12 protein-coding genes are annotated in these 24,216 nt (G+C 56.6%); 5 read left to right on the top strand and 7 right to left on the bottom strand.

Annotation, left to right across the window (positions count from 1 at the left end):
* Positions 1–45 precede the first annotated feature (45 nt).
* Positions 46–246, bottom strand: coding sequence for a DUF6124 family protein (locus tag BLQ41_RS31245; RefSeq protein WP_408003526.1), 201 nt, complete (start codon positions 244–246; stop codon positions 46–48).
* A 706-nt stretch (positions 247–952) separates the two neighbouring features.
* Here BLQ41_RS31245 and BLQ41_RS28700 point away from each other — a divergent pair.
* The 5 genes from BLQ41_RS28700 to BLQ41_RS30780 all read left to right on the top strand — a co-directional run bounded on the left by BLQ41_RS28700 (position 953) and on the right by BLQ41_RS30780 (position 17,390).
* Positions 953–4,327: a hypothetical protein gene (locus BLQ41_RS28700; protein WP_157695052.1), complete on the top strand. Its 3,375-nt coding sequence runs from the start codon at positions 953–955 to the stop codon at positions 4,325–4,327.
* 216 nt (positions 4,328–4,543) lie between these two features.
* A complete protein-coding gene (locus BLQ41_RS28695; RefSeq protein ID WP_090187517.1) occupies positions 4,544–9,199 on the top strand; it encodes a Tc toxin subunit A in 4,656 nt (1,551 codons plus the stop codon).
* A 79-nt stretch (positions 9,200–9,278) separates the two neighbouring features.
* Entirely contained in the window at positions 9,279–13,790 is a 4,512-nt protein-coding gene (locus BLQ41_RS28690; protein ID WP_090187515.1) for a Tc toxin subunit A-related protein, read from the top strand.
* A complete protein-coding gene (locus BLQ41_RS28685; RefSeq protein ID WP_090187512.1) occupies positions 13,787–16,621 on the top strand; it encodes an Ig-like domain repeat protein in 2,835 nt (944 codons plus the stop codon). The genes BLQ41_RS28690 and BLQ41_RS28685 overlap by 4 nt, the downstream gene beginning before the upstream one ends.
* A 37-nt stretch (positions 16,622–16,658) precedes the next feature.
* Positions 16,659–17,390: an Ig-like domain-containing protein gene (locus tag BLQ41_RS30780; protein ID WP_197678907.1), complete on the top strand. Its 732-nt coding sequence runs from the start codon at positions 16,659–16,661 to the stop codon at positions 17,388–17,390.
* A gap of 24 nt (positions 17,391–17,414) precedes the next feature.
* On the opposite strand, the gene BLQ41_RS28675 is transcribed toward BLQ41_RS30780, so the two are convergent.
* From BLQ41_RS28675 to BLQ41_RS28650, 6 genes are read right to left on the bottom strand one after another with little or no spacing between them, the layout of a single operon-like run.
* Positions 17,415–18,746 (bottom strand): DUF58 domain-containing protein, encoded by a 1,332-nt coding sequence (locus tag BLQ41_RS28675; protein ID WP_090187509.1) that lies wholly within the window; start codon positions 18,744–18,746, stop codon positions 17,415–17,417.
* Positions 18,743–19,744, bottom strand: a complete 1,002-nt coding sequence (locus tag BLQ41_RS28670; protein ID WP_090187506.1) for an AAA family ATPase — start codon at positions 19,742–19,744, stop codon at positions 18,743–18,745. Before BLQ41_RS28670 ends, BLQ41_RS28675 begins: the two co-directional genes overlap by 4 nt.
* Positions 19,741–20,904 (bottom strand): DUF4350 domain-containing protein, encoded by a 1,164-nt coding sequence (locus BLQ41_RS28665; RefSeq protein WP_090187503.1) that lies wholly within the window; start codon positions 20,902–20,904, stop codon positions 19,741–19,743. Before BLQ41_RS28665 ends, BLQ41_RS28670 begins: the two co-directional genes overlap by 4 nt.
* Positions 20,901–22,445 (bottom strand): DUF4129 domain-containing protein, encoded by a 1,545-nt coding sequence (locus tag BLQ41_RS28660; protein ID WP_090187500.1) that lies wholly within the window; start codon positions 22,443–22,445, stop codon positions 20,901–20,903. Before BLQ41_RS28660 ends, BLQ41_RS28665 begins: the two co-directional genes overlap by 4 nt.
* Positions 22,432–23,409, bottom strand: coding sequence for a stage II sporulation protein M (locus tag BLQ41_RS28655; RefSeq protein WP_090187496.1), 978 nt, complete (start codon positions 23,407–23,409; stop codon positions 22,432–22,434). The genes BLQ41_RS28660 and BLQ41_RS28655 overlap by 14 nt, the downstream gene beginning before the upstream one ends.
* Positions 23,406–24,131, bottom strand: coding sequence for an RDD family protein (locus BLQ41_RS28650; RefSeq protein ID WP_090187493.1), 726 nt, complete (start codon positions 24,129–24,131; stop codon positions 23,406–23,408). Before BLQ41_RS28650 ends, BLQ41_RS28655 begins: the two co-directional genes overlap by 4 nt.
* Between the last annotated feature and the right edge of the window lie 85 nt (positions 24,132–24,216).

Genomic DNA, 24,216 nt, shown 5'->3' with positions numbered 1-24,216 from the left:
AGGAGCTGTCGAGTGCAACGAGGCTGCGATCTTTTGATCTGCGCCTTACCTCACCTTGATCGCCTTCTCGTTATCCAGCGACCGCTCCACCCGCATCAACCCCAACTCACTCATCCGATAAATCACCCATCGCCAGGTGCCGTGGCTTGTCGTCCAGGCTTCCGCCATGTCGAGCAGAAGGATACTGACCGTCGAAAAGTTCTCGTAGATCTCGATAGTCAATGCTTCGGGGTTGGCATCTGGGATAACGGCAAGAGATCCACACGCCGCTCGTCGGAACTGTCAGATTTTACAGGTAGGCAGCATCCCAATACGCGACGTAAAAAGGAAACCTAGGAGTTTTCCACATCGAGCGGCGACGGAGCGGACCATGTCTGAGGACGAAAGCAAGGCAAGTGAGGCTGGGCGTAGCGGTATTGAAGAGCGCAATGAGGGAGGGCCGTTGTCGTCAACCGACCTTGCTAACCCGGAGGTCGCTGCGATTGAACCGCTAAGTATTAGAAATATAGAATACAGGAGCATCGTGGATCCCGGTCACACGTTCCAATACTATGTGGGTGCGATGGGCCACCATGATGTTTCCATGTACGTCTATGTGGGTGGCGTCATGGAATCGTTGCGGGATAAGGAGTTTACGCCAGCGTGGGTATGGCACCCTTCTAAACTCACTAATTCTAGCGGGACAGGTCTCGTACAGCTCTTCCATAGGTTAAGGTATAATAATCAGGACTCAGATTGGCATAACTTTAATTGTGTGATTAGTCCCCTTCCTAAAATTGACCCCCAGTTAGTGTATACAAACGCCATTACGGGGTCGGGTGGTGATTCAACTTCGGTGAGTGTTTGGGTGCATGAGGGTAGTCAAATATCCCCAGAAGTAACACCTACTAATAGTAGATGGTCGCTACCTTTGTATTCGAGTGTGCACCCTGGGACGTATGTCATCACCGTTATGCAACATGTCTCAGGTTATAAGCAGCGGTACGCTTTAGGAAAGACAATTACCTACCTTACCTATCCAAAAATTCTGGTGCCCGCTAATGAAGCCGTGATAAGACTCAGTGCGGAATTGAAAGTCAGTGGCAATTTCGGAGCAGCACGTCGAAAAATTCAGCTCGCGAATGCTAGTAAAGATCGTGAGCTAGGAACGGCTTTTGCGGATGACAGCGGCCGCTGGGAAATTAAGTTTGATGCCGCGGCTCATTTCCCTGTCGGAGGTTCGATAACCCTCAATGCACGGCACATCGAGTCAATCGATGCTGCATGGACGACATTGAACGTAGTTCTACTGGCTCCGCCCATTATCGATACAATTCCTTTAGAAGTAGAGATGAATGCTCTCATCGAGGGGACGGGGCATACAGATATTGATGGACATTCCGTAGATTTATATTTCCATGGGGCAACGGAGAGGATTACCGGTAATTGGGTTAAAAATGGACGTTGGTCTATAGTTGTGCAATTGCTTCCTGGTAAACACACTCTTACGGCGGAACAGGTGCACAATGAGGTGACATCCCTACGTGCACCATTGCGTGTCGTTCATGTTCGGCCGCCCATGCCTGGTCCCCTTCAATCCAGGCGTGAAGGCGATTTTATAATCCTGCACGGTACCGGATATAACGGCTCCGGCGTTCAAATTCACATTAATATTCACAACGTCGACGCGAACTACCTCTCTGCACCGGTCACGAGCGGTGAGTGGAACATTGCAATTCCGGCCACTTTAGCCCCAACCAAATACGCATTCTCCTGCAGACAAAGCGTCGACAATGGAGAAAACACGCGTATTTACAGCAACGGTTGGACTTCTTTAGTCGAGGTCATTGTCCCCACCCCCAAACCGACCGTCGCTACTCCCGCTGTCAGCACTCAGGGTGTAACTTTTTCTGGATTAGGTCGTCAGTGGGGCAATGCCGTAGTTCAAGTGGTCATTTTTAATGGTAATGGAATAACGCCAGCGGACGTGATAGTGAAAGCCGATGTGTCTCCTTCGCTTGCCTGGACGAAGCTTGTAAGTCTGGCCCCCGGTACCTATAGCAACTTGAACGCCCGGCAATGGGTAAAATCTCAATTTTCCGACCCCGTTGCCATCCCGCAGGTGATTGTGCCCTCTGCGGTTCCGGGCCTGGAAAAGCCTGGGGTAGGTGCTATCGTCGGGCAGACTCCGCAACTAAAGGGCAGCGCCTACAAAGGTTCCGTAGTCACTTTTTCCATTCCAGGGATAGAGCCCTTCACGGCTACCGCTAGTGCCGAAGGAATATTCGATGTAACTGCTGAAGAACTGCCTCCAGGTACTCACACTATGGCGGTAACAGCGCACTTTGGAGGGCAGACATCCCAGGCGCTCACGAGAACGTTTACGGTAAAAACTCCGGTGCCGAAGATCAGTATGTCCGACGGCGATAAATTGGACCCCGTCCCAACGATTAATGGCCGAGGTTATAAGGGGTGCTGGCTGATTATTCGTTCGGCGGTAAATCATAGAGACCTGGGGAAAGGGCCTGTGGGCCAGAATGGCGATTGGTCAGTGGAGTTGGCTGAACAACCCTTGGGTGAGTTAAAGTTTTATGCCCTTATGTTCGAAAAAGAAAACAGCCCTAATGTGTCCGATGCAACTGAAGTAGTAACGGTGGATATTCAATTAAAACCCCCCACCATACTCCAGCCAGCCCCCAACGGGAAAACGGAGCGTGTGTCTGAGTTTTCTGGAAAAGCAGTGTATCGTTCCACCGTCGAGTTGTATGTAAAGGGGCAACTCCAACCGTTTATTAAAGACATTGTGGTGGGAAGGGACAATACATGGAGGCACATAGTTACACTGCCCGCAGGCCACACTGACCTCGAAGTTGCTGTTCGCTATGACGGTACCCTGAGTACCAAGGCCGACCATCCCGTTATCGTAGTGCCTGCTGCGCCGAAGATCGATACGCCGTTAAGGGCCGAGAAGGTAGGCACGCGGCTTACGATATCCGGGTTCGGTTACGAGGATGATGAAATAGTTATTGAAAGCCGCGATCCTCGCGCCATCCTGGGTAGCACGACAGTACTGGCTGATAAAACCTGGTCGACCACCATCGAGCAGACCATGGCCACTGACCTGCGTGTTGCGGTGATGGCGCGAGCCGGTGCGGGGCTGGATTCCGCCTATACAGACACTATTCCGTTCACCAAGCTGACACCCGCTCCGAAAATCGTCGAGCCTCAGCCGGGCGACTGGACCGGGGTCAGGCCGCTGTACAGTGGGTTGGCAGAGCCCGGCGCGACTATCACCGTGGCCTTATGGTTTAACTCCGATACCCTGCTCACCGAACCAACGGTGGCTGATGAGAATGGACGATGGTCCGTGTGGGGAAACAAGGATCTCGTTGAAGGCGCCGTGTGGGTGGTCATGCGTCAAACCCTGAACGGTATTCTTTCCGAGTGGGGCGAAAGCGGGCGCTTTATGGTGGAGCGAATGCCCGCCGACTTTGAAGCGCCGACAGTGTCCTTCCCGCTCCACGGGCAAGACGTCGGCCGATGGCCGATGTTCAAAGGGACTGGCGTGCCGGGATCAGAGGTAACCATTGTCAAGAAGGGTGACAGTAACACTGTATTGGGTACTGCAAAGGTCGAGCGCAATGGCGCATGGGAAATGCGCTCGCAGATTGAGTTGCCAGTTGCGGATAACTACGAGTGTTCGGTGTGGCAAACCCGCGATGGTGTGACATCCACGTGGTTAATGCCCGATCGCAAGTTCAATGTGATCCAGGTTCCCGACGGCTTTGGGGCTGCGATCATCCAGGCGCCGCAAAACGATTCATTGGAGTCTCACGAACAACAACCAGAGTTTTCTGGTACCGGCATGGCCGGGGCGGAAGTAGTAATACGTATATATAACAAGACGGATGTTCTCGCCAAAACGATAGTGGATGCACGAGGCAAATGGCGAGTTCGCAGCGAGGTGGTGATGACGGTGGGACAGCACGAGATCGTGGCTGACCAGCACAGGGACGGTCAACGCTCGGCCCTTTCAAACACGGTGACGTTCGCCGTTGCCGAAAAACTGCACGTACCAATCATCGTGAGTCCGAATCACAACGCGCATATTTCGCCTTATGGGGTGATAGAAGGCAGGGCTTTGCCAGGCACGGTGGTCAGGTTGGTCGATGCGAATCAGGTCTCCGTCGACTACGGAACAGGCGTTACCGATGCGCACGGGAGGTGGCTGATTGTCCTCAAAGGACTTCCCGTGAGGAAAATTTCGCTTACTGGGGACGGCAAAAAGAATGAGCTGAAAGCCCACTGGATCCTGGCTCGCGTATTCAGGGTGATCGATGTCGGGTGAAGCGAAGATGTATTAAAACCCTGGCCCTCTTGCGAGGGCCTTTTTTTTGTCCATCCGACGTATCCAGCTGTTTTGGTTCCGACAGGCGGTCGTTAAACCTGTCAGATATGACAGTAGATATTCCCGGGCAGGCAGCGCTAAATCCTCTTGACGATCACCAGGGCAAACTCGCTGGCCGTGCTCAGCATTCGTTTTGTCTGCTAAGGAAATAGCGCAATGACTGCATCCGACAATCTCCCGATTCATCAGTTGGTCAAGACGGTGCTGGGCGAGCAAGGTATTGGCGTGTTCACTCGTTTGTATACACACATCGAGCAACATCCCAGTGTGTTTGAATTGATCAAATTGCGGCCTGATGAATTGCAGGCGCTGGGCTTGAGCCCGATAGAAGCCAAATCCTTGCTGGCACGAGGCAGGGCGTTGGCGTCATACATGGCCAGGGTTTATCGCGAGCAGAAATTGCGCACAGCTCCACCGACAGGCGATGAAAAAGCATTGGTCCCATTGCCCACGTTTAACAAACTGTTCAAGCCGGATATCGACGGTAGCGCCCCAGTGGACGGCATGGACAACCGAGCGTCTACCACCGCTTACCTGGTGTATCTGGCGGAGTGGGTGCGGGACAAGATAGAACCGCGAGGCAATAACGCTATACCGCTGCAGGAGCGTCGCCCGGACGTGCACAAACTGTTGCTTGACAACGTGGCAGTCAACCAGCAGCAGTCGAGGCTGGCGATTGTTAACACGGTGCTCGAAGCGCAGATTAAGGCCAGACTCAATATCACGGATGTAAAGGCCTACCTTCGCACCATCCGGTATCAAAATAGCCTGCCCTTCGACCATGATTGGGCAGGTATCTGCCATGTTGCTCAATCCGTCCTGAAGGACGGGGTATTGGGAGATGTGATCCGCCTGGTGGATCCCAGTTATCCTTATTTCAAGAATCCGGGTGCCGTGGGGGATCGCGCTAACGTTGCCTTGCAATTGAGCATCGGGCTTGGGCCGCTTCTATTGTCTTTGCTTCTGGAGTCACCGTATGAGTTGACTGCCGATCAGGCCAAGGCCGGACTGCGCAGGGTGGATCCGCTGACCCGTTTGGTTGATCCGGACCCAAAAAAATCCGCCGACGATTTCTATAGAGATAATTTCGGTCCCTTGGCGGTGGGGGCGTCCAGTCTGCGGATGCTTTGGATCTTCGCTCATGTAACGCGCCTTGACCAACGAGGGGTGGAATCTTTACTGGGACTCGGCGCCTTTACCCCTACGCTCTCTGCCAACGCGCCAGCCATGGGTAACCCGGATATTCCTGTGACAGGCGTCTTGTCAGGTGCCCGGTATATCCATGGAGGGGAAGGGCCGGCCATCGAGTTGATCAGAAGCGGCGTGGCAAACGAGATCCGCTTGCACCATGTGGGGGAGCCCCCTTTCCGGTCGCTGGAATCGCGCTTTGATCGCATCAACCGCAAGTGTCGTCTGGACCGCGCGCTGCAATCATCAAGCGATGGGGTCGACGAGTTGCTTGATGCCGCGAATCAGGCCGAACGCCGTGGAACCGGAGAGGACTCACTGTGGATCAGGACGAATACCTTGCGATGCCTGGGGCTGTTCAAAATGTTGAACCGCACGCATGGCTGCCTGGCCGAACAGTTTGCAGCGCTCCTTAACGTACTGTCGGTATACGGTCGAGACGGCCAACTGTCGCACTTTGATCGCGTTTACAACCGGACCGCCACGTATGAGGAACCACTGCGCATCGATGACAAGGAGTTTGCGATTGTGCCGTCGACCAAGGCCGACGACATGACGGTTCATCAGATTTGCGGTGCCCTTGAGATTAACTTCGAGACCTACCGCTTCCTGGCGACAGTCATTGCCAGGGCCTATGGGCTCACGACCCATTTGAAACGAAGTCTGGCGATTTTTTCCAGTTTCTGGCGGTTGGTCTGGCTGGCACGGTTGTTCAAGCTGACAGCCATTGAAGCGACGGCGTTGCTCCAGACGCTCAGCAATGGTGAAGGGCTGGTAGCGCAACTGGCCGGAGAACCTGCGGTGTCCAGTCAGGGGGCGGGTGATGGCGCGGATGCCTTGAGTGCAATACATGCGTTGATGACGTGTGCGGCCTGGTTGCAAGAATACAAGGTGCCGATCCTGTGGTTAGTGGAAAATGTGAACCCGGTCTATGTTCCAACCGTCTGGTCCGAGGCACAGGAGTATTTTTTGCGCACATTGCGCAGCCAGGTCCTGCCGGTGCTGGTATTGCAAGCCACGCTGCTGGAGGAAGGTGCACCGCTGCGTGACGTCCATGAAGAGCTCATCATCTGGATCCCACGCTTGAAAAACCTGGTGGACGACCACGGGCTGGTGATCGGGCGTCACGATCAGACCGAAGCGCAATACCTGGAGTATGCCGGTAAAGAAATCGGGGAGGTCGTGTCCGTGGTGCTTGGGAAAGACGCAGATGACCCTGAGCACAAGCGCCTGCATAACATCATCAGCGCGATCGTACTTCGATGCCGGGACGAACAACGAGTGGTGGTGGAGCAAGGCCTTTCGGTTTACCTGAAAATGGATTCATTGCTGGCAGCGCAGGTGCTGTCCTGGGCTCAGGGGCATCCATATGATTTTCTGGCCAAGGCCATGCCATTGTCATCCGATCATCTGTCGCTGGTACGTCAGGAGCTCAATGAACCTGACGAGTTCTTGAACATGCTGGCGGAGCTGGAGCGACGCGGGCGGATTGCCGACAAGCTGGACTTGACGCCACAACTGCTGCAGACACTCCTGACGGGTGAACAGTACCAATGGTTCAGTCTCGAGAGCCCTTACGAGATTTCGATCCAGTCGGTGTACTACCTGGCGTTTTACCGTCGAATGATCACCCAGGCCCAACAGCCCGAAGAAAAAATGCTCGACTATCTGCGTCAGGTCAACCTGTTGCCCGACGACTTGAGTCCTGACGCGTTGCAGCTGATTCGTGATGCCGCTGCCAGCAAGCTGGCCGCTTATTTTGGCTGCGGGATCAAGCACGTTCTGACCTGCGCAGAGCACATCAGCGAGGAAACCGAGGGCAGTGACCGTCCAGGCAGGCCGATTTTGTGCACGCTGGCGCACCTTGATTTGTTGAGCCGAACCCTGGAACTCGCCAGGAAGGGGATGGATGCTACCGCCGCGTTTGGTTTAGGCAAGCTGGACCCTTTGGATCAGGAACCGGTCTATGCCAGCGCCGCACAAAACGCTCTGGAAAGCCTGGCCCGATTCACCACCCTGACCACCCCGCCAGATTCGGCTGAAGTGGGTCAGAGCATCACCACCCATTGTGTGGTTGACAACGAAAAATTGATCGCGAACGTGTCACAGGAAGTCGCAGAGTTCAGACTCAAGCTGCTGGACTTTTACGGTGAGCCACTCAAGGGGGTCGTTGTTCACTGGATGACAGACCTGGGGGCCATGCTTACACCCGAAACCACCACAGATAATCAGGGGTGGACCACGGCGCTATTGCAGGCGGGCAGGACGACTGGCACTGCTCATGTTTCATACTTTCTGCCACTGCACGAGCCGACTTACGCTCCCTCTGTGCGGATTGACTGCGACGAAGCGACCCTGTCTTTCCCTTCAGAGCTGGCATCGCTGCTGCCTGAACACCCGGTGCTTGCAGGTCACCTGTCGGTGCAAACGCTTTGGGCTGTACTACGCGATCGTTATGGAAACAGTGGTATGCACCGAGAGGTTGCATGGTCCACGACCCTTGGGGAAATCCGGCCAACCGTAACATTTACGGACGAACAAGGAATGACCCCCGTGCGGATTTCCAGCCTGAGCCCGGGCGACGCCATAATTTCCGTTCGGGATGTAGAAAGTGGCGCCAGCATGGATTTCAACGGCAGCATCAAATATCTCGACAGACCGCGAATTATCGAGCCCGAGGCCATTACCGTGGCCATGGTCGGTCACCTACTGGAAGTGCGCTGCAAGGTGGTCAAACTTGATGACAGCCCTGCCGTAGGAGAGTCGGTGCGATGGTGGACGAGTGACCAACCGGATAAGACCAATCAACCCACCGATCAAGACGGTTTTTCAATTTTTACTGTAACCCCTTCGGAAGACGGGGATCTGACGTTCTTCGCGACGCTGAGCGGCGATCCGTCAGAGAAACAGCCGGTGGAACAGCTGGTGGTGCGGGTTGCGAGCTATGTAGTTATTCGCAACTTTTCGAGCGACTTCAAGTATCCGGTTGTTGACGACCCGATGGCGACTTATTTCTGGGTGGATGTGACGGGAAGACCGCCAGAGGTTTCAACGCCGGTGCCCATGTGCTCGGTCATGTGGGAATGCGAGCCGTCAACTGAAGGCATTGCGCCTATCCTGACGGATGCCCAAGGACGGTCGGTGTATCCCTTCAGGGCGAAGAGCGCTGGCGAGTTCAAGATAACTGCTCGGTTGGAACATGATCAGCGTCAGACCAGGACCTTCACAGTGAAGGCCATTCCCGCCATCGGCTGGAAAATTGTTTTGGAATCCGAAGGCGAACGGAAACCGTTTGACCCCGCTAAAGACAAGCTCACCTTGCTCAGAAATCGCCGCTACAGCCTGGAAATAACGCCCGTCGAAACCGAATTGGTGGACAGCAAGGCCGCTGTGGGCTGGGGCTCTGACTATAGCACCCAGGCGCTGGGGATGGTTTTCAATCCCCCTCTGGCCACGCGCTTCACCTTCGAAGAAGGCAAGCCCTACATCTTGAGTTTTTCCACCGGTGACATCAGAAACGGCCGGTTCGAATTGAGCCTGGTCTGCGACCGGCTGACCCGGGCCCTTGTGTTCAAGGGCGAGTTGCTCAAGCGCCTCCCCACTCGACGGCCACCGCGGTCATGACGGATTGATTGTCTGGTCGTCAGCTGCCCACACAGGATTTGGCAGCTTGGGTCATCACGCAGCGACAGGAAGAACACCAATGGAACTCGAAATCAATGAACTGACACAACGTTACACCGCAGCGATGGCTGAAGCGTATCTGGGGCAGAAGCTGTGGGAAGCTCCGGTCACCCTGTACACCCTGGATGACCTGTATGAGTACTTGATGATGGATACCCAGGACAGCCCTGAATTGCAGGCGACCTGGCTTTCCACGAATGTGCGGTGTCTGCAGCAACATATCCAGTCGGTTTACAGCGGCATGGAGCCGGGCTACGAAGAAGCCTATTTTGAAGAAGACGACCTCGATTACTGGTACCAGATACTGAGTCACTACAGCACGTGGTCCGCGAACGTTATCCTTCAAGACATGGCGGCCAATTACATTGAGCCTTCACTTCGCCTGAATAAAACGGAGCTGTTCCGGAAGCTTGAAAACAGTCTGCAGCAGATGCGCCTGACCACCGACTCGGTGCAGGAAGGCTTGATGGAGTATGTCCAGGCCCTCCAGGGCATCTTTGATCTTGACGTGAAAAGCGGCTACATCAATGGCTCGGATATACAGGACGCGGACTACTGTCTGATCGGCCAGGAGCGAACATCGGCGCGTGCCTACTATTGGCGCACGGTGAAGGTTGAACTGGACAATGCCAGTGAAAGGATCAATCCCATAGCCTGGGGCGAATGGAAAAAGATTGATTTGGCCATCACCGACAAGGTGATCGATATCCGCGCTGTTTATTGGGGGGGGCGCCCCACCATTGTCTGGTGTGAATGGCGCGAGCGGGCAATCGATTCGAACGGCGTTGTGCAGAGCCCTTGGAAGCTTGAGCTCAAAGCTTCCTTCTGTTCCCTGAACGGTCGGTGGTCAGCCCCACTATCATTGCATCAGCGCAACTGTGAGTTCGATGTTTCCAATGGCCGGTTGACGGTCGTGTCGCTTGGCGACGGTGACCCGCGCGATGATCTGTTGGCTGTTTGCTATACCAACCGCCATTCCCTCGACACAGCACCTTCGTACCATGAGATAGAGATTCATGAGATCCGCGATGCCTTGTTCCGCGAAGTGAATGAAGACACTGCGACCGCGACTTTGCTGGAAGTGACATTTGCGCGCTTCCGGAACCCGCAGAGCCTGCAGCAAAAAGTGGTGCCCCAGGATTATTCGAAAGTCACTATCAATATCATTCCGGAGAAACTGGGGCTACTTAACCCACATTTAGTGCTGGACGTCATTTATACCCGTGAAATCGGCCTGGGCAACAAGCCCTATGAGGTGCTCAGAGTTCGGGGACGTTGTGATGCCGTGAAGGAAACCGGCCGTGTTCTGGAACGTCTGTTTATCAGCTGGAAGGCGCAGGAAGGCACTAACTCCTTTGATATCCACATTGTGGAGGCCGGTGCAAAGCTGCTCAAAATCACGCTCACCGCGGAGGATGAACCGGGGAAACCTTATGAACTACAGCGCGTTGGAAAGGAGGGCAAAGTAACGATCCATAAGTTTGCCGCGGACGCCTTCAAGGAAACATCTGACGGGATGTGGGTGGCAACTGCTGTCGCCGTGCTGACCCCGGATTCATTAGAGTATCTGCTCGGAAAAAACCATGAAGAAATTCGGGCTGGCGCCGGTTTGTCGGTTACCGGCCTGGGGGATGCAGTCCTTAACGAGCAGAATCAGGTCGTGCCACGAATCCAGTACGCCTCTATCAATTTTTCGCTCAAATGGTCGGCTCGACAGCCAGACCAGAACGACCCGCTGGACTGGACTTCGAAGGGCTTACTGGACGGCACATTCTCAACGTCATGGCTCACCTATACCCGCGACGTTGGAAGGGACTTTGATTTTCCCATCAACTCCCCTCTCGTATTTACATTCGGTGAGGAAAGCTCAGACCCAGAAACATATGGACGCAATAACTTCGAGGTGTCCCTGAACGAACACCCTCGTTTGTACATCACGCCTTCCATCGACAAAACCGACCTCAAGGGCGCGCAATTCCTGAGTTTCAACAACCAGAGCCAGGCGCTGGAATTTGTACGGTTGAACACACTTTTCGCTGCAGTATTGATTAGTCGCGCCGCCATCTCGGTGCGGGAGTTGCTGGGCTGGGGGACTCAGCATATCGAGGAGTCTCACCGGCCAGACGGAACGATCGAGGAAAATGGTCCGTTCGACGGGTGCAACGGGCGATATTTCTGGGAGCTGTTTTTTCACCTGCCTGATCTGGTGGGCTCACGCTTGATGGCGGAAGGGCGTCACCGTGAAGCGCAAGACTGGTTCGAGTACATCTTCAACCCGTTGGCACGCGAGATCGGGCTTGTTGTAAATCCTGATCCCACGGTCACTCCTGCACCCGCCTACTGGCGTTGCCGGCCACTTCAAAATGACATTGATCCTTCGTATGAAAACGACAGCCCGACAGACCCCGACGCGATCGGTTATTCCGCGCCGATACACTTCAGGATGGCAATCTTCCTGCGTTACGTGGAGAACCTGATTCGCGAAGGTGACGCTCTGTATCGGCATCTTGACTACGACAGTATGGTTGCCGCCAAGCTGAATTACAGAAGGGCATTGTCGCTGATGGGCGATGAGTCGGATGCTCGAGCCGCCAGTATCTGGAAACCCGAGACGCTAGAAGAGTTGATGACGAAGATTCGCGGACGTGAACCGCTCCTGGCCTTCGAAGCAAACTTCAAGATCAGTCTTGCCCAGGTGCCCACTGGCATGAAAAGCACGCCGCGTTTCTGTCTACTGGGTTCGAGCGCGTTTCGTCGCGGGATAAACCCAAGGCCCAAAGCGTTGTGGGCGTTGCTCAAATCGCGGTTGACCAACCTGCGTAAAAATCGATCGATTGATGGTCAGCCTCTGAACATCTCGCTTTTCAACCCGACCATGGATCCGAAGGAGCTGATGCTTGCACAGGCCAATGCAAACTCCGGCATATCGCGCAATCTGGGCGGGCAGGTACAGGTGGTGCCATATAAATGGCAAACCGTTTACAACCTTGCGTTGCAGTGCGTCGAGTTCCTGATACAGCAAGAGGAACAACTCAAATCGTGGTTGGAAAAGCGCGATCAGGGGAAGCTGGAAGAGTTGGTGCATGGGCATCTGGTCGAGCTTGATGAATATACCAGGGCGATCTATACGGCGACGATTGCCCAGCAGGAGGCTTTGGCTGCGTCGTTGCGGCAAAGCGAGAGCATGCTCGATGCCAGAGCGCAGCATTATCAAAATCTGTTGACCGAGGGAATTTCGCGCGATGAACGCAACGTTCAGAATACATACCGGACGGCAGCCATTCTCGGCGCGGGCGTGGGGGTGTTTCGGACACTGAGCTCTGGACTGGACGCTGTCCCCAGAATCTTTGGGACGGCCAATGGTGGCGCGCGTTTTGGCGCTGTCCCGCAGGCGGTGGGTGATGTCATCCAGATAAGCGCAGACGCTCTGAGATTTGAAGCCGACCAGCTCAACACCAATGTGCAATATATGCGCAGGGAGGAGGAGTGGGCGTTTGCACTCGATCAGTCGACGCGTGAGGTAAAGGTCGTGCGCGAGCAACTGGCTGCCCAGAAACATGCGATCGACTCCGCGCGTGCCAGTTTGCAACAGGTGCAAATGGCCAATGCTCAGGCCAGAGAGGTGTACGCGTTTTACAAAAATCGCAGTACCGGCCTGGAATTAAGCAATTGGGTTGTTGGACAAATCAAGACGTTGATCTATCAGATTAACGATCTGGCAGTCGGCCAGTGCCTGACGGCTGAAACCTGTTGGCGGTATGAAATGGCCGATTACAGCGCCCGATTTATCCGTCCCAATGTCTGGAAGGATTCCTGTCATGGGTTCACTGCCGGCTACTCGTTGAAACTGGATTTGCTGAAGATGGCGACGGCGCGTATCAAGCGTGACGAGCGCAGGTTGCAATTGGTCAAGACGATTTCACTCAAAAACCTGGTGACTAAGGACGAGTGGGATAGATTCCTTGCGGACGGAAAGCTGCCATTCAACCTCAACGAAAAACTCTTCAATCAGGATTACCCGGGTCACTACTGCCGTCAGGTCAAGCGCTTGTCTTTGACTTTTCCTGGCCTGTTGGGGCCGTATCAGAATATCTGTGCAGTTCTGGTGCAGACCAGTAGTGCGACGATTCTTGAGTCTGATATCAAAGCCGTTGAATACCTGCACAGCAATAGAACGTCCCCCGCTCCGGACGGTGGTTCATTAGTACAGAACGTGCGCCCTTATCAACAAATAACACTGTCCCGTGGGTTGCACGATAACGGTGGTAGCGACAATGTCGATGATGGCCGTTACGAGCCTTTCGAAGCGACGGGTGCCCATGCCAGCTATGTCTTGACGCTGCCCAGACCTGGGGAAATTGCGCAACAACAGACTTTGAAATCGCTGACAGACATCATTCTGACGTTGGAATATCAAGCCAGGGATGGTGGTGGGGATTTCGCCATACTTGTTGAAGATACGCTTAAATCTCCCACCAATAAAAATGTATTGGCCGGCAGGGCAACACGTGCAAGGAAGGTTCAGCCATGAAAAAAGAGAATGTTCAGGCTCACTATAACTTTGTCGTCAATGGCAGTTTTATCAACCCCGGCCTGGACGGCTGGATCATTAATGACAGGCTGAAGGTCACTCGACAGACAGGACAGTGGCAGGGGCAGAATATCGGGTTTTTACACGCCGTCAATGAAGGTACTGCCAGCCAAACGATTACGCTGGCCGGGCTCCCGCGCCCGACGCCGGGACAAGCTGAGTATAAGTTGTTCTTCCTATACGAGGCGATTGAAGGGGCACAATGTACGGTGCGTATTGTTCGCAGCCTCGGCGGACAGGTCGAGTATGAGCTTTTACCTTCGCTCAATATCGAAACAATCCAGCAGCCCGATTCCGACGAGCCACAGACAGCCCCGGAATTCAGAGCGTTCGAGGAAATGATCGAGCTGGATTCTCAAGAAACAACCGTCACGTTGGAATTCATCACTCCGGAGAATGAAAGACCTGGCATGTTACGCGGACTGCGGGTTGCCTTTGTGCGCCTGGAGCTTTTGCTGGAGCCTTTGGAGCTCGATAGCGTGACCATCGATGGCATCGTATTGCCGCCCAATGAAAAACTGCGCTTGTGCCTGGGCGCGCAAGACCACGACGCCCATCAGGTTACCTTGCAACCGGTGGCCAATAGTATTTGGCGTGAAACAGATGTTTCGTTGAAGATTGAGGGGGTCGATACAGATCCGCAGAGCATTGTTACGGCTGAGCCACGGTGGGGGGTTGATCAATCCATTGATGGACTGTGGAAGATCGGCAGCGCCGGAATTGATGAAGATGCAGAGTTCCCACACGAACTGTCGGTACACAGCCAATACACCGCCGCCGCTTACCCGCGGGAAGCTGTCTCGGGGCATTTTCGACTCGATATCGTTGCGCTCCAGGAGGCTGCCTACTTCCCTGTGATCGACCTCAATCAAAGTGTGGAGTTGCGTGTGCGGGTTGAGTCCCATTACACACGAAGAGCCATGGCTAATCGTGAGGTCACCTGGACCCTCTTGGGCTCCAATCAAGAAGACGATATCGAGTTGTGCAAGGGGCTTTCGGACTCAAATGGTGAGTGCACCTATACCTATACCCCGGATAAAGCGGGTGTGATTGAAATCGTTGCTCGTGTTGACAGCTATTATCAAAGGGCAGAGTCCAAGCATACATTCTTGTTTCTAGCCCTACAGAAAGATCCGTGGCTCGACGCAATTCTTTCATTTGATTCACTGAATCCGTTTATCTGGGGAGGCCAGGACGCCTATCCCTGCCGTGGCGACACTCATACGGTGACGCTGGCGTTCCCGGGTGATCACGCCTTCGCCGGTACCGACCTGATGCTGCTTTGGTCGGGGGACGACGCGCCTGAAGAACTAGGTGTGGAGTTCAGCCCCAAGCGCGATACGTGGGAGGGCATTGAGGGGGCGGGCGTAACGTGGAACATGTCGTGTGAGAATCGAAGAAACAGCGAATTCAGGTTCCGCGTCAGTTGTTCGAAATTGTTGGAGGCTTCGCCTTTCCAGGTGCTGAAACTGGCGCATAACAAACTGGCCGTTGGGGGTACGAGGGAGTCTTCGAGATTCCCTGTGGTGGACGGTCTAGCCACTCTGCTGGAAATTCAGATCATGTCGACGGTTCCCGGTGTGGGTGGTGTGTCGGACATTGAGGTCGATTGGTTGTATGACCGGGGAAAAAAGACACTGCCCACTGGGTTGGAAGGTTGGTGTGAATACCCGTTTAAGCCTGTCATGGAAGGACCTTTCGAAGTCAACGTTAAAGCGTATAGCCATTACGACAGAAAGGAGGTCGGTCATCGCTTCACAGGCACCGTGTTGGGTGAAGATCCCTGGAACGCATTGGCCACTGTGACCTTGAATGGCAGGCCGTCCGGACAAACCGGACTGGTCTGCATTCGCGGCGCAGACCCGGTAGAACTGCGGATTAAACCGATTGGCGAGACGCTGGTGGGCGAGAAAGTGTTCCTGAATCTGGTTGGCGAGGTGGAGGATCTCAACATTCATGTCGACCCTCCGATGGAGTGCGAGCAGGTATTACCTGAGGCAGGGATGGTCTGGGACGTTTATTCAACCTCCGCGATCAGCGCTCGTTTTGATTTGCACGTGCGTCATGATCAGCTCCCTGATTATGTAGTGCCTGGGCTGCTTCTTTCACCGTCGCTCGAGGGGGAGGGAACACTCACCCTTGATGAGAACACGTTGAATCCTAAAAACATGGTCTATCCCTGCGTGGGTGCTTTTCACAGGTTAAAGTTTGTTCCAAAGCCTCGCAGCCCGTTGACCAGTCTTTTAGTTGCCGCGAAGTGGGATGATCCGACAGGCATTGGGCTGGATTTGACGCTGGCCCCACCAGCAGGGGAAGGGCGAGACCTGGTGTCGGCGGGCCGTGAGTGGTCGCTGGATGCCTCTCTCAGCACCAAGCCTGGACAATTGGGTCTCTCACTGGATTTCCCTCAGGTCGCCTTGACTTATCCTCCGATGCTTTTGTCTCTGGGGGATAACCGAGTCGGTATTGAAGGAGTTCGTGAGGCCAGTTTCGATCCTGAAGTGGGCCAAACCGTCTCTTTGGAGCTCCAGGTCAAGTCCTATTACACCAAGGTGGCCGTGCAAAGTCTCGCCGTAAGCTTTGAGCATGGGGGCACTCAAGAGGTGGTTCCAACGGACGCGAACGGTTGGGCACACTTTGACTTCACCGCCACAGAAGCGGGCAATGCAGAGGTGATTGCTACAGTGCCAAGCCCATTCGATGGCGATAAAACACACACATTCCACATCAAGGTACTGCCGCTGCAGTCCGCAGCATTTGTACATCACTGACCGTCTTTAACAAATGCTGGCCCAAGAGGGATTAATCATGCTGGACGATATGGATTCGACACACAGCGGTATGGTGATTGAGGGGCGTGAGGTAAGTAGTGATCTGGAGGTAGGTCAAAGCATCCGGTTGGAACTTATCGTTTTTTTTGATGGCCCGTCCGACCCTCGACTGGCTGCTTCCGATATAACCGTGATCTTTAACGCTGGGGAAACGCCCACACGGGTGGTGACGGACAGCCATGGCAAGGCGGGCTTTTTCTATACCGCCACACAGCCAGGGCCGGTTGCGGTGACCGCCATCCTGGATATCGAAAACAAGGGCGATGCGGCTCCCTCCCATACCTTTCATTTCGTGGTGCTTACCGCAGGTGTCTGGGACGATGCGTACAGTGAACTTCTGAACGGCGGCGAGCCAAGAGGGTGGGGCGGCCCGCCCCTGTTTCCTCCGATCGGGCAGACGTTTTTCCTTAAGTTATCGGTCGCCAATGTGGATAGCGCTTTGATCGGCCGTGACATCTGTCTTGGACAGAAAGGCGATATTTCGGTCAGTGAGCTGGGATTAACGGTGGAGCCTGCATTGGGTGTTTCACGAAAAATGCTCCTAAGCGGTTTGACTTGGCAGTGCCGCGGCACCGCTGGAGGTGCTTTTGGATTCCAGCTGGCGGCGTCCCGCCTACTCAATCTATCGCCGATCCATCGGATGTCTTTGGGCTCCGCGTCGCCTGACAGTAATCTCAAAAGCGACATAGAGGTGCAAGTCCCTGGTTGAAGGGGCGCTTGACTAATTTTAGGGTTAGAAGACCCCAGCCTTCTTCCACCCCAAATACCGCGTCACCAACTCGGCCCCCAGCTCCTGGGGCCGAGCATCCACCACCAGCACTCCATGAGCCTTCAACCGCTCATGGAGCTGCGCCCGGTCATTTAAATAGTCCACCGTCCCGCAATAGGTCAGCGCCTCCGGCAAAGTCTCCACTGGCGTGTGCCGTAGATTGTCGAGCAAATCTTCACGCAAACTCGCCACCAACACCCGATGCAGTTTGCTTAGGCGTTTGACCGCAGTAAGCAATTCTTCATCGTCTTCATCCCGCAGGTTGGTGACCAGCACTACCAGAGCCCGGCGTTTTTGTCGGGCCAGTAGCTGTGTGGCGGCAGCCTGATAGTCGGCGGGGCGTTGTGTGCTGTCGAGGTCGTAGACGGTGTTGAGCAACACGTTGAGCTGGCCCGTGCCTTTGACCGGGGCGAGGTAGTGTGGTCGGTCGCTGGCGAAGGTGCTCAGGCCGACGGCATCACCTTGGCGCAGGGCGATGTAACTGAGCAACAGGCAGGCGTTGAGTGCGTGATCGAAATGGGCGAGTTCGCCATCCTGGCTGCGCATGCGCCGGCCGCAATCGAGCATGAAGATGATTTGCTGATCGCGCTCGTCCTGGTACTCGCGGGCGATGGGGGTGCGTTGGCGTGCGGTGGCTTTCCAGTCGATCTGGCGCAGGCTGTCGCCTTCGCGGAATTCGCGCAGTTGATGGAATTCCAGACCCAGGCCGCGACGTTGTCGTTGGCGCACCCCGAGCTGGTTGAGCCAGTTGTCCACCGCCAGCAGTTCGCCGCCATAGAGGCGGGCGAAGTCGGGGTAGACGCGGGTGTGGTCGAGCAGGTTGAGCAGGCGTTTGTCGCACCACAGGCCCATGGGGCTTGGCAGGTTGATTTCGCAGTGTTCGAAGCTGAAGTGGCCGCGCTTGAGCGGACGCAGGCGATAGCCGATCTGGCTCTGTAGACCGGGTTGCAATTCGGCCGACAGGGGAAGGTGTTCGAAGCTCAGGCCGTCAGGGACGTGGTCGAATATCTGAATGTTCAGTGAGTGGGCAAAGTCATGCGCGACTTCCAGGCGCACTTCGCTCCATCGACCCAGTGCGAGGCTGCCGGGCATTTGTCGCTGGATGCGCGGTGACGGCAGGCGCTTGAGGCGCACGGCGTCGAGAACGGCCAGTGCCAGCAATGCCAGGAGCAGTCCCCAGTTGATCGACAGCAGGGTGGAAGGCACGTCGAATTCCAGCGCCCGCAAGGTGCCAAGCGCGATGCCGATGCCCAGCAGGATCGCGAGCCAGATCAACAGCAGGCGTGACGGTTTCACAAACGCGGCGCCGACACTTGGTCGAGCAGTTGCTTGAGCACCTGATCGACGTCCAGCCCTTCGATGTCCAGCTCCGGGGCAATCCGCACCCGGTGGCGCAGCACCGCGAGGGCGCAGCCTTTGATGTCATCGGGAATCACGAAGTCGCCACCGCGCAGCAGCGCACGGGCGCGGGCGCAACGCACCAGGGCGATGGACGCCCGTGGCCCGGCGCCAAGGGTCAAGCCCGGCCAGGTGCGGGTGGTGCGGGCCAGGCGCACGGCGTAATCGAGCACCTGATCGTCCAGCGGCAGATCGCTGGCGATGCGCTGCAAGGCCAGCACGTCCTTGGCTTGCAACACGGTGCGTAGCGGTTGCACGTCGAGCATGTCGGCGCGGGTCGAGCGGCTGACCTGACGGACCATGTCCAGTTCTTGCTCGGTGTCGGGGTAATCCATGCGGACCTTGAGCATGAAGCGGTCGAGCTCGGCTTCCGGTAACGGGTAAGTGCCTTCTTGTTCGATGGGGTTCTGCGTGGCCAGGACCATGAACGGTTGCGCGATGGGCAGGGCGCGGCCTTCGAGGGTGACCTGGCGTTCCTGCATGGCTTCGAGCAACGCGGCCTGGGTTTTCGCCGGGGCTCGGTTGATTTCGTCGGCCAGCAGCAGGTTGGTGAACAGCGGGCCTTTGCGCAGCTTGAACTGCTCGGTGTTCAGGTCGTAGACCGCATGCCCGGTGACGTCGCTGGGCATCAGGTCGGGGGTGAACTGGATGCGCGCGAACTCGCCACCGAAGCAGCGGGCCAGCGCCCGCACCAGCAATGTCTTGCCCAGCCCCGGCACGCCTTCGAGCAGCACATGGCCGCCGGCGATCAGCGCGGTGAGGACGTCATCGATCACGGTATTCTGGCCGATCACCGCTTTGCGCAATTCAGTTCTGACCGCTTGGGCCAACTGACTGGCGCGCTGGCGTTGCTGGGCGGCGTGGGTCGCGCTGCCAGGCTCGATCTGTTGACTCATAGCGTGTTCCTCAAGGTTTGCAGGTGGGCGACCTGACGGCTGAATTCAGCGCTGGACAGCCGCTGCTTCGGTCGCGGGCTCATGGCCTGGCTGATGGCGCGTGTGGGTTGGCCGGTCAGGCGTGCGAGCACCAGCCATTGTTCGGCGACGCCGAGTTGTTCAAAGCCGGGATGACGGCGGCGAACCCGGCGCAGGATGTCTTGCTGCAAGGCTTGCAACAGGGTGTGCTGACCGCTGCGGCGCAGGATGAAATCGGCGCTGGCGCGCAGGTGCTCCTGAAGTTGTCGGCGGGCTTTGGGGGCCGGTTCCAGCAGCGGACCATGACGGACCCCGACGCGCCAGATCGCGAGACCGATCAGGGCAATGAGCGCCACCAGTGCCTGGGGGAAGTTGCGCAACAACAAGGTCGGCAAGCTGTCGTGATCGGTATTGAACAGCAGCGTCACGCTCGTGTCGGCGGTCAGGTACCAGAGCAGCCAGGCGTTGTCGTACTGTTCGATGGCCGGGTTTTTCCACAGTTCGGCATCGGTTACCACGGTGATCGAGCCGAGGCCGTGGTTGAGCTGCATCATGTGCGTGGCCTTGGCACTGTTGGCCCAGGCTTGCGCGAGGTTTTTCGGGTCTTCGAGATGGAACGCGGTGTCGAAGCTGGCGTAGGCCGGTGCTGTTTCATCTTCCAGATACAGCTTGGTCAGTTTTGGGTAGGGGTCGTCGAGGACGTCCGGCGGTGGCGCCTTGAGGTCTTTACTCAGCAACTGGTGCAACTGCACGCGATCGAGCAGCAGGTCGTTGCTCTGACCGGTCTTTTCATCCCACACGGATTGGGCCACAAACAAAAGTCGTCCGCCGGCCCGGGTCCAGTTCAATACCTGATCAATCTGTCGCGGCGACATGTTTGCGCGATCACCGAGCAACAGCAGGCTGTGTTGACGTGGATCGAGGATCGGCAAGATGTCGAGGCTGTTGGCGTGGCTGACGGTCAAGCCCTGTTTGCGCAGGAAATACTCGGCGGCCAGATACGGATTTGCCTGGGCTTCGGGGGATGGGCCGTGATCGATTTCTACCTGATAGGGCATGGCCTTGAAATACAGATAGAGGCTCAGCGCGCCAAGCAGCAGGGCGATGAGCGCGCCGCCACCGAACCACAAACGCCGGCTCAACGGGCTGCTCCCGGGCCGAACAATGCACGCCAGCCATCACACAGTTCCTGCTGCAAATGCGCGGGTGGCAGTCGATGCCCGTAGGCCATGTTTTGCCAGTGCAAGGTCAGGGTTTTGCTGAAAGCGAGCAAGGCCGGTTGGTGCAGTTGTGCGACGCGCTGGAGCACTTCGCCTTCGGTGTCAGCCGCTTTTAGCGCCATGTGGTGCTCATGCAACAGGTGGCTGAGCAGAGCGCGATACAGCAATCCGAGGGCGGCGCGCGGGTTGTCCGGCCAGAGACTTTCGGCGCTAGCTGCAATGTCGGCGGGCAGGGTTTCGCGATCCAGCTCCAGGCCGAAAGCGCGTTGCGGCACGGCACGCGCAACCCGGCGGTTTATCCGTGGTCGACGGCTGACGAACGCCTGCAACCAGTCGCGGTAACGCCAGATCAGCAAGCCGATGGCCCCGATCACGGCGCCCCACAGCAGCACCTCGATCAAGTTGGCGAGAAAACCGAAACGCTGGCTGTCGAACAGGCTGGCCAGCGCTTTCAGCCAGCCAGGTGTCTTGCCGTCGTTCGGGTTGTGGCGGGCGGGTTCGTCTTCGCCAAATCGATAGCGGGTGACCGTTTCCTCATTCTTGAACGGGGGCTGGGCGAGGAGGGTTTTGATGCTGTCTTTGGAGGCCTGGCTGGTCAGCGGTTGCTCCAGCAGACGCGGGCTGTCCGGCGTAATGGCCGGCTCGTCGGCCCAGACGTTTTGTGCCGCCGGCACCATCAGCATGGCGGCCAGCAGCAGTGTGACCGCCGTGCTCATGAGGCGTTGGCGCAGTCGTCGGAACACCAGCTCGATATCCCAGGCTTCCAACACGGTGCGTCGATTCAGGTAAAGGCTGAAACCACAGGCCACATAAACCGGCTCCCAGACAATCAGCACCAGTACGTAAAAGGTATTGGTCAGGTGCTCCAGCCATCGCCACTCCTGCACGGCGGCGGTAATCAGGGTTTGCCATCCCCAGTCCAGTTCCACCTGTTGTGGCAGGAGCATGTAGAACAGCACCAGCAAACCAATCCACAGCGCACTTTCCAGATGCACGCCAATAATCGTCAACCATTGCGCGGCGCCAGCGTTGCGCTGCAGCAGCACGGTTAAACGTTGTTGGCGTGCTTCGCCCCCAAGGCCTTCGAGTTGCACCACCGGCATCAGAAAACTGCGGCTCAGGCTTAGGCGTCGCCAGGTCAGGCTGGCGAGCAATTGTGGTTTGAGCAGGCGCGGCCACTGGCGCAGCGCCTGTTTCAAGGTCGGCGTTTCACCGAACATTGCGCTCGACAGGATGTACAGCGGCAGTCGTTCGAAGGCCGGTTTGAGCCACCAGAAGATGAACAGCGCGAGGGACGGTGAATCCCACAGAAACAAGGTGAGCAGAGCGAAGACCGGCAAGGTGACGATGGCCCAACTGGTCATCAGCAAGCGTCGATGGCGCTGGCTCATGAGGACGCCCAGGTCCATGGCTTCCCATGTCGAGCGGGGGCGGATCACGACCGTGGCGTCACTCAGGCGCATGGCGAGTCCGTCCGGCAAACAGCAGATAAGTCGCCATCATCACCCATAGCGCCGCGCCGACCAGGTATTTGGTCATGGGGGCCGGGGCGGTCATTGATGACCAGTACGCTTCGATAAATGCCGCAATCAGTAGAAACAGCATGACGCCGCAGATCAGTAACACGCTTTTGCGCGCCGCCAGTCGCAATGCTTCGGCACGGGGCAGGCGTCCCGGTGCGATCAAGGCCCAGCCCAGTTGCAGGCCGGCGGCACCGGCCAGGGCAATGGCGCTCAGTTCGAAGGCACCGTGCCCGATGACAAAGGACCAGAAGGTTTGCCCGTAGCCGATGTGCGTCAAATGCCCGGCCACGGCCCCGATCATCAGCCCATTGAAGAACAGGAAAAACACGCTGCCCAGGCCAAAGAACAATCCGCTGGCAAACGTCTGAAAGGCGATGCCGATGTTGTGCATGATGTAGTAACCGAACATCACCCAGTCTTCACTGGCCGCACGCTGCGCCGAACGGCCCAGATGGCCGGCGACGGGGTCGTACATGCTTTGCATCTCACTGATCTGCTCGGCCGGAATCAGGTTGTAGACGAGGTCCGGGAACAGGTACACCAGCAGCGCGAAGCCGATCAGGCTGCCAAAAAATATCAGGCCGGCGGCGAGCACGAAGCGCCATTGCTCGCGCACCAGTCGCGGGAAATCGGCCAGGATGAAGCCCAGGACATTGGCGCCCAGCCGACTGCGATGCCGATACAATTGCTGATGCCCGCGCAGCACCTGTTGCTGCAACGAGTCGATCAGGAAACTGCTGTAGCCGCGTTCCTGAGCCAGCGCCAACTGGTGGCAAAGGCGTCGATAGTCTTTGGGGAAACTTGCGATTCGGGTGGTTCCCTTGCCCCGTTCCAATTGCTCGAGCATCAGCGAAAACTGCGCCCATTCGGCCTGGTGACGATTTTCGAAAAGACTTTGCTTCATGCCGGACCCAACAAACCACGGGCAATGCCATTGAGTTCGGCCACGGCCCGTGGCTCTGATACCTGCAACGGCTGGGCGAGGATGGACGCCAGTTCATTGACCCGCGCCGCCGAGAGTTCACCCTGGCGCTCGGCGAAACCGAGGATGGCGCGCTGTTCGGTCAGCGTCAGCGCAAAGGCCGGGCGCTGGGGAGGCGCATCCGGTAATTGCGGACGGGCAAGCGGTTGCTCGCGGTAAATCACCAGCGTGCCGGCGGCCAGGTCTCCGAGTCGTTTGAAGGAGGGGTGTTGCAGGCAGCAGATGGCCCCGAGGAAATAGCCGAAGGGCAACAGGTCAACGAATCGCAACAGGTTGCGCAGCAGCGAAGCGGACCAGCCGACCGGCGTGCCGTCGTCGTGCACCACGCGCAATCCCATCCATTGTTTGCCCGGTGAGCGGCCCTGGTTGAGCACCTCGAACAGCACCATGTACCACCAGCTCACCGCGAACAACAGAATCGAGCCAAGCCCTGCGCCGAGTTTTCCCAGAAACGCCAACACGATAAAGAGGACGCCGAGGATCAGTCCGCGTAGCCCCAGGTCGATGGCAAAGGCCAGCGCACGGACCATCAACCCGGCCGGGCGCAGTGGCAAGTCGATGCCTTCGGGCGTTTCGACTTGATACCGCGTGTCCAGTGGCGGGGACAGCGTCGCTTTCCTTTGCAGTGCTGTGGTCTCGAGCATGGGCAACCTTATGTGACCTGTTCGGGATTCGATGTTCGTCCGATGCTAGCAGCCTCTCGGGGGGAAACGACATAACTATGTATTG

It is taken from the genome of Pseudomonas arsenicoxydans (genome assembly GCF_900103875.1).
In the GTDB taxonomy this organism is placed as follows: Bacteria; Pseudomonadota; Gammaproteobacteria; order Pseudomonadales; family Pseudomonadaceae; genus Aquipseudomonas; species Aquipseudomonas arsenicoxydans.
This window is presented reverse-complemented; position numbering and strand designations above follow the sequence as displayed.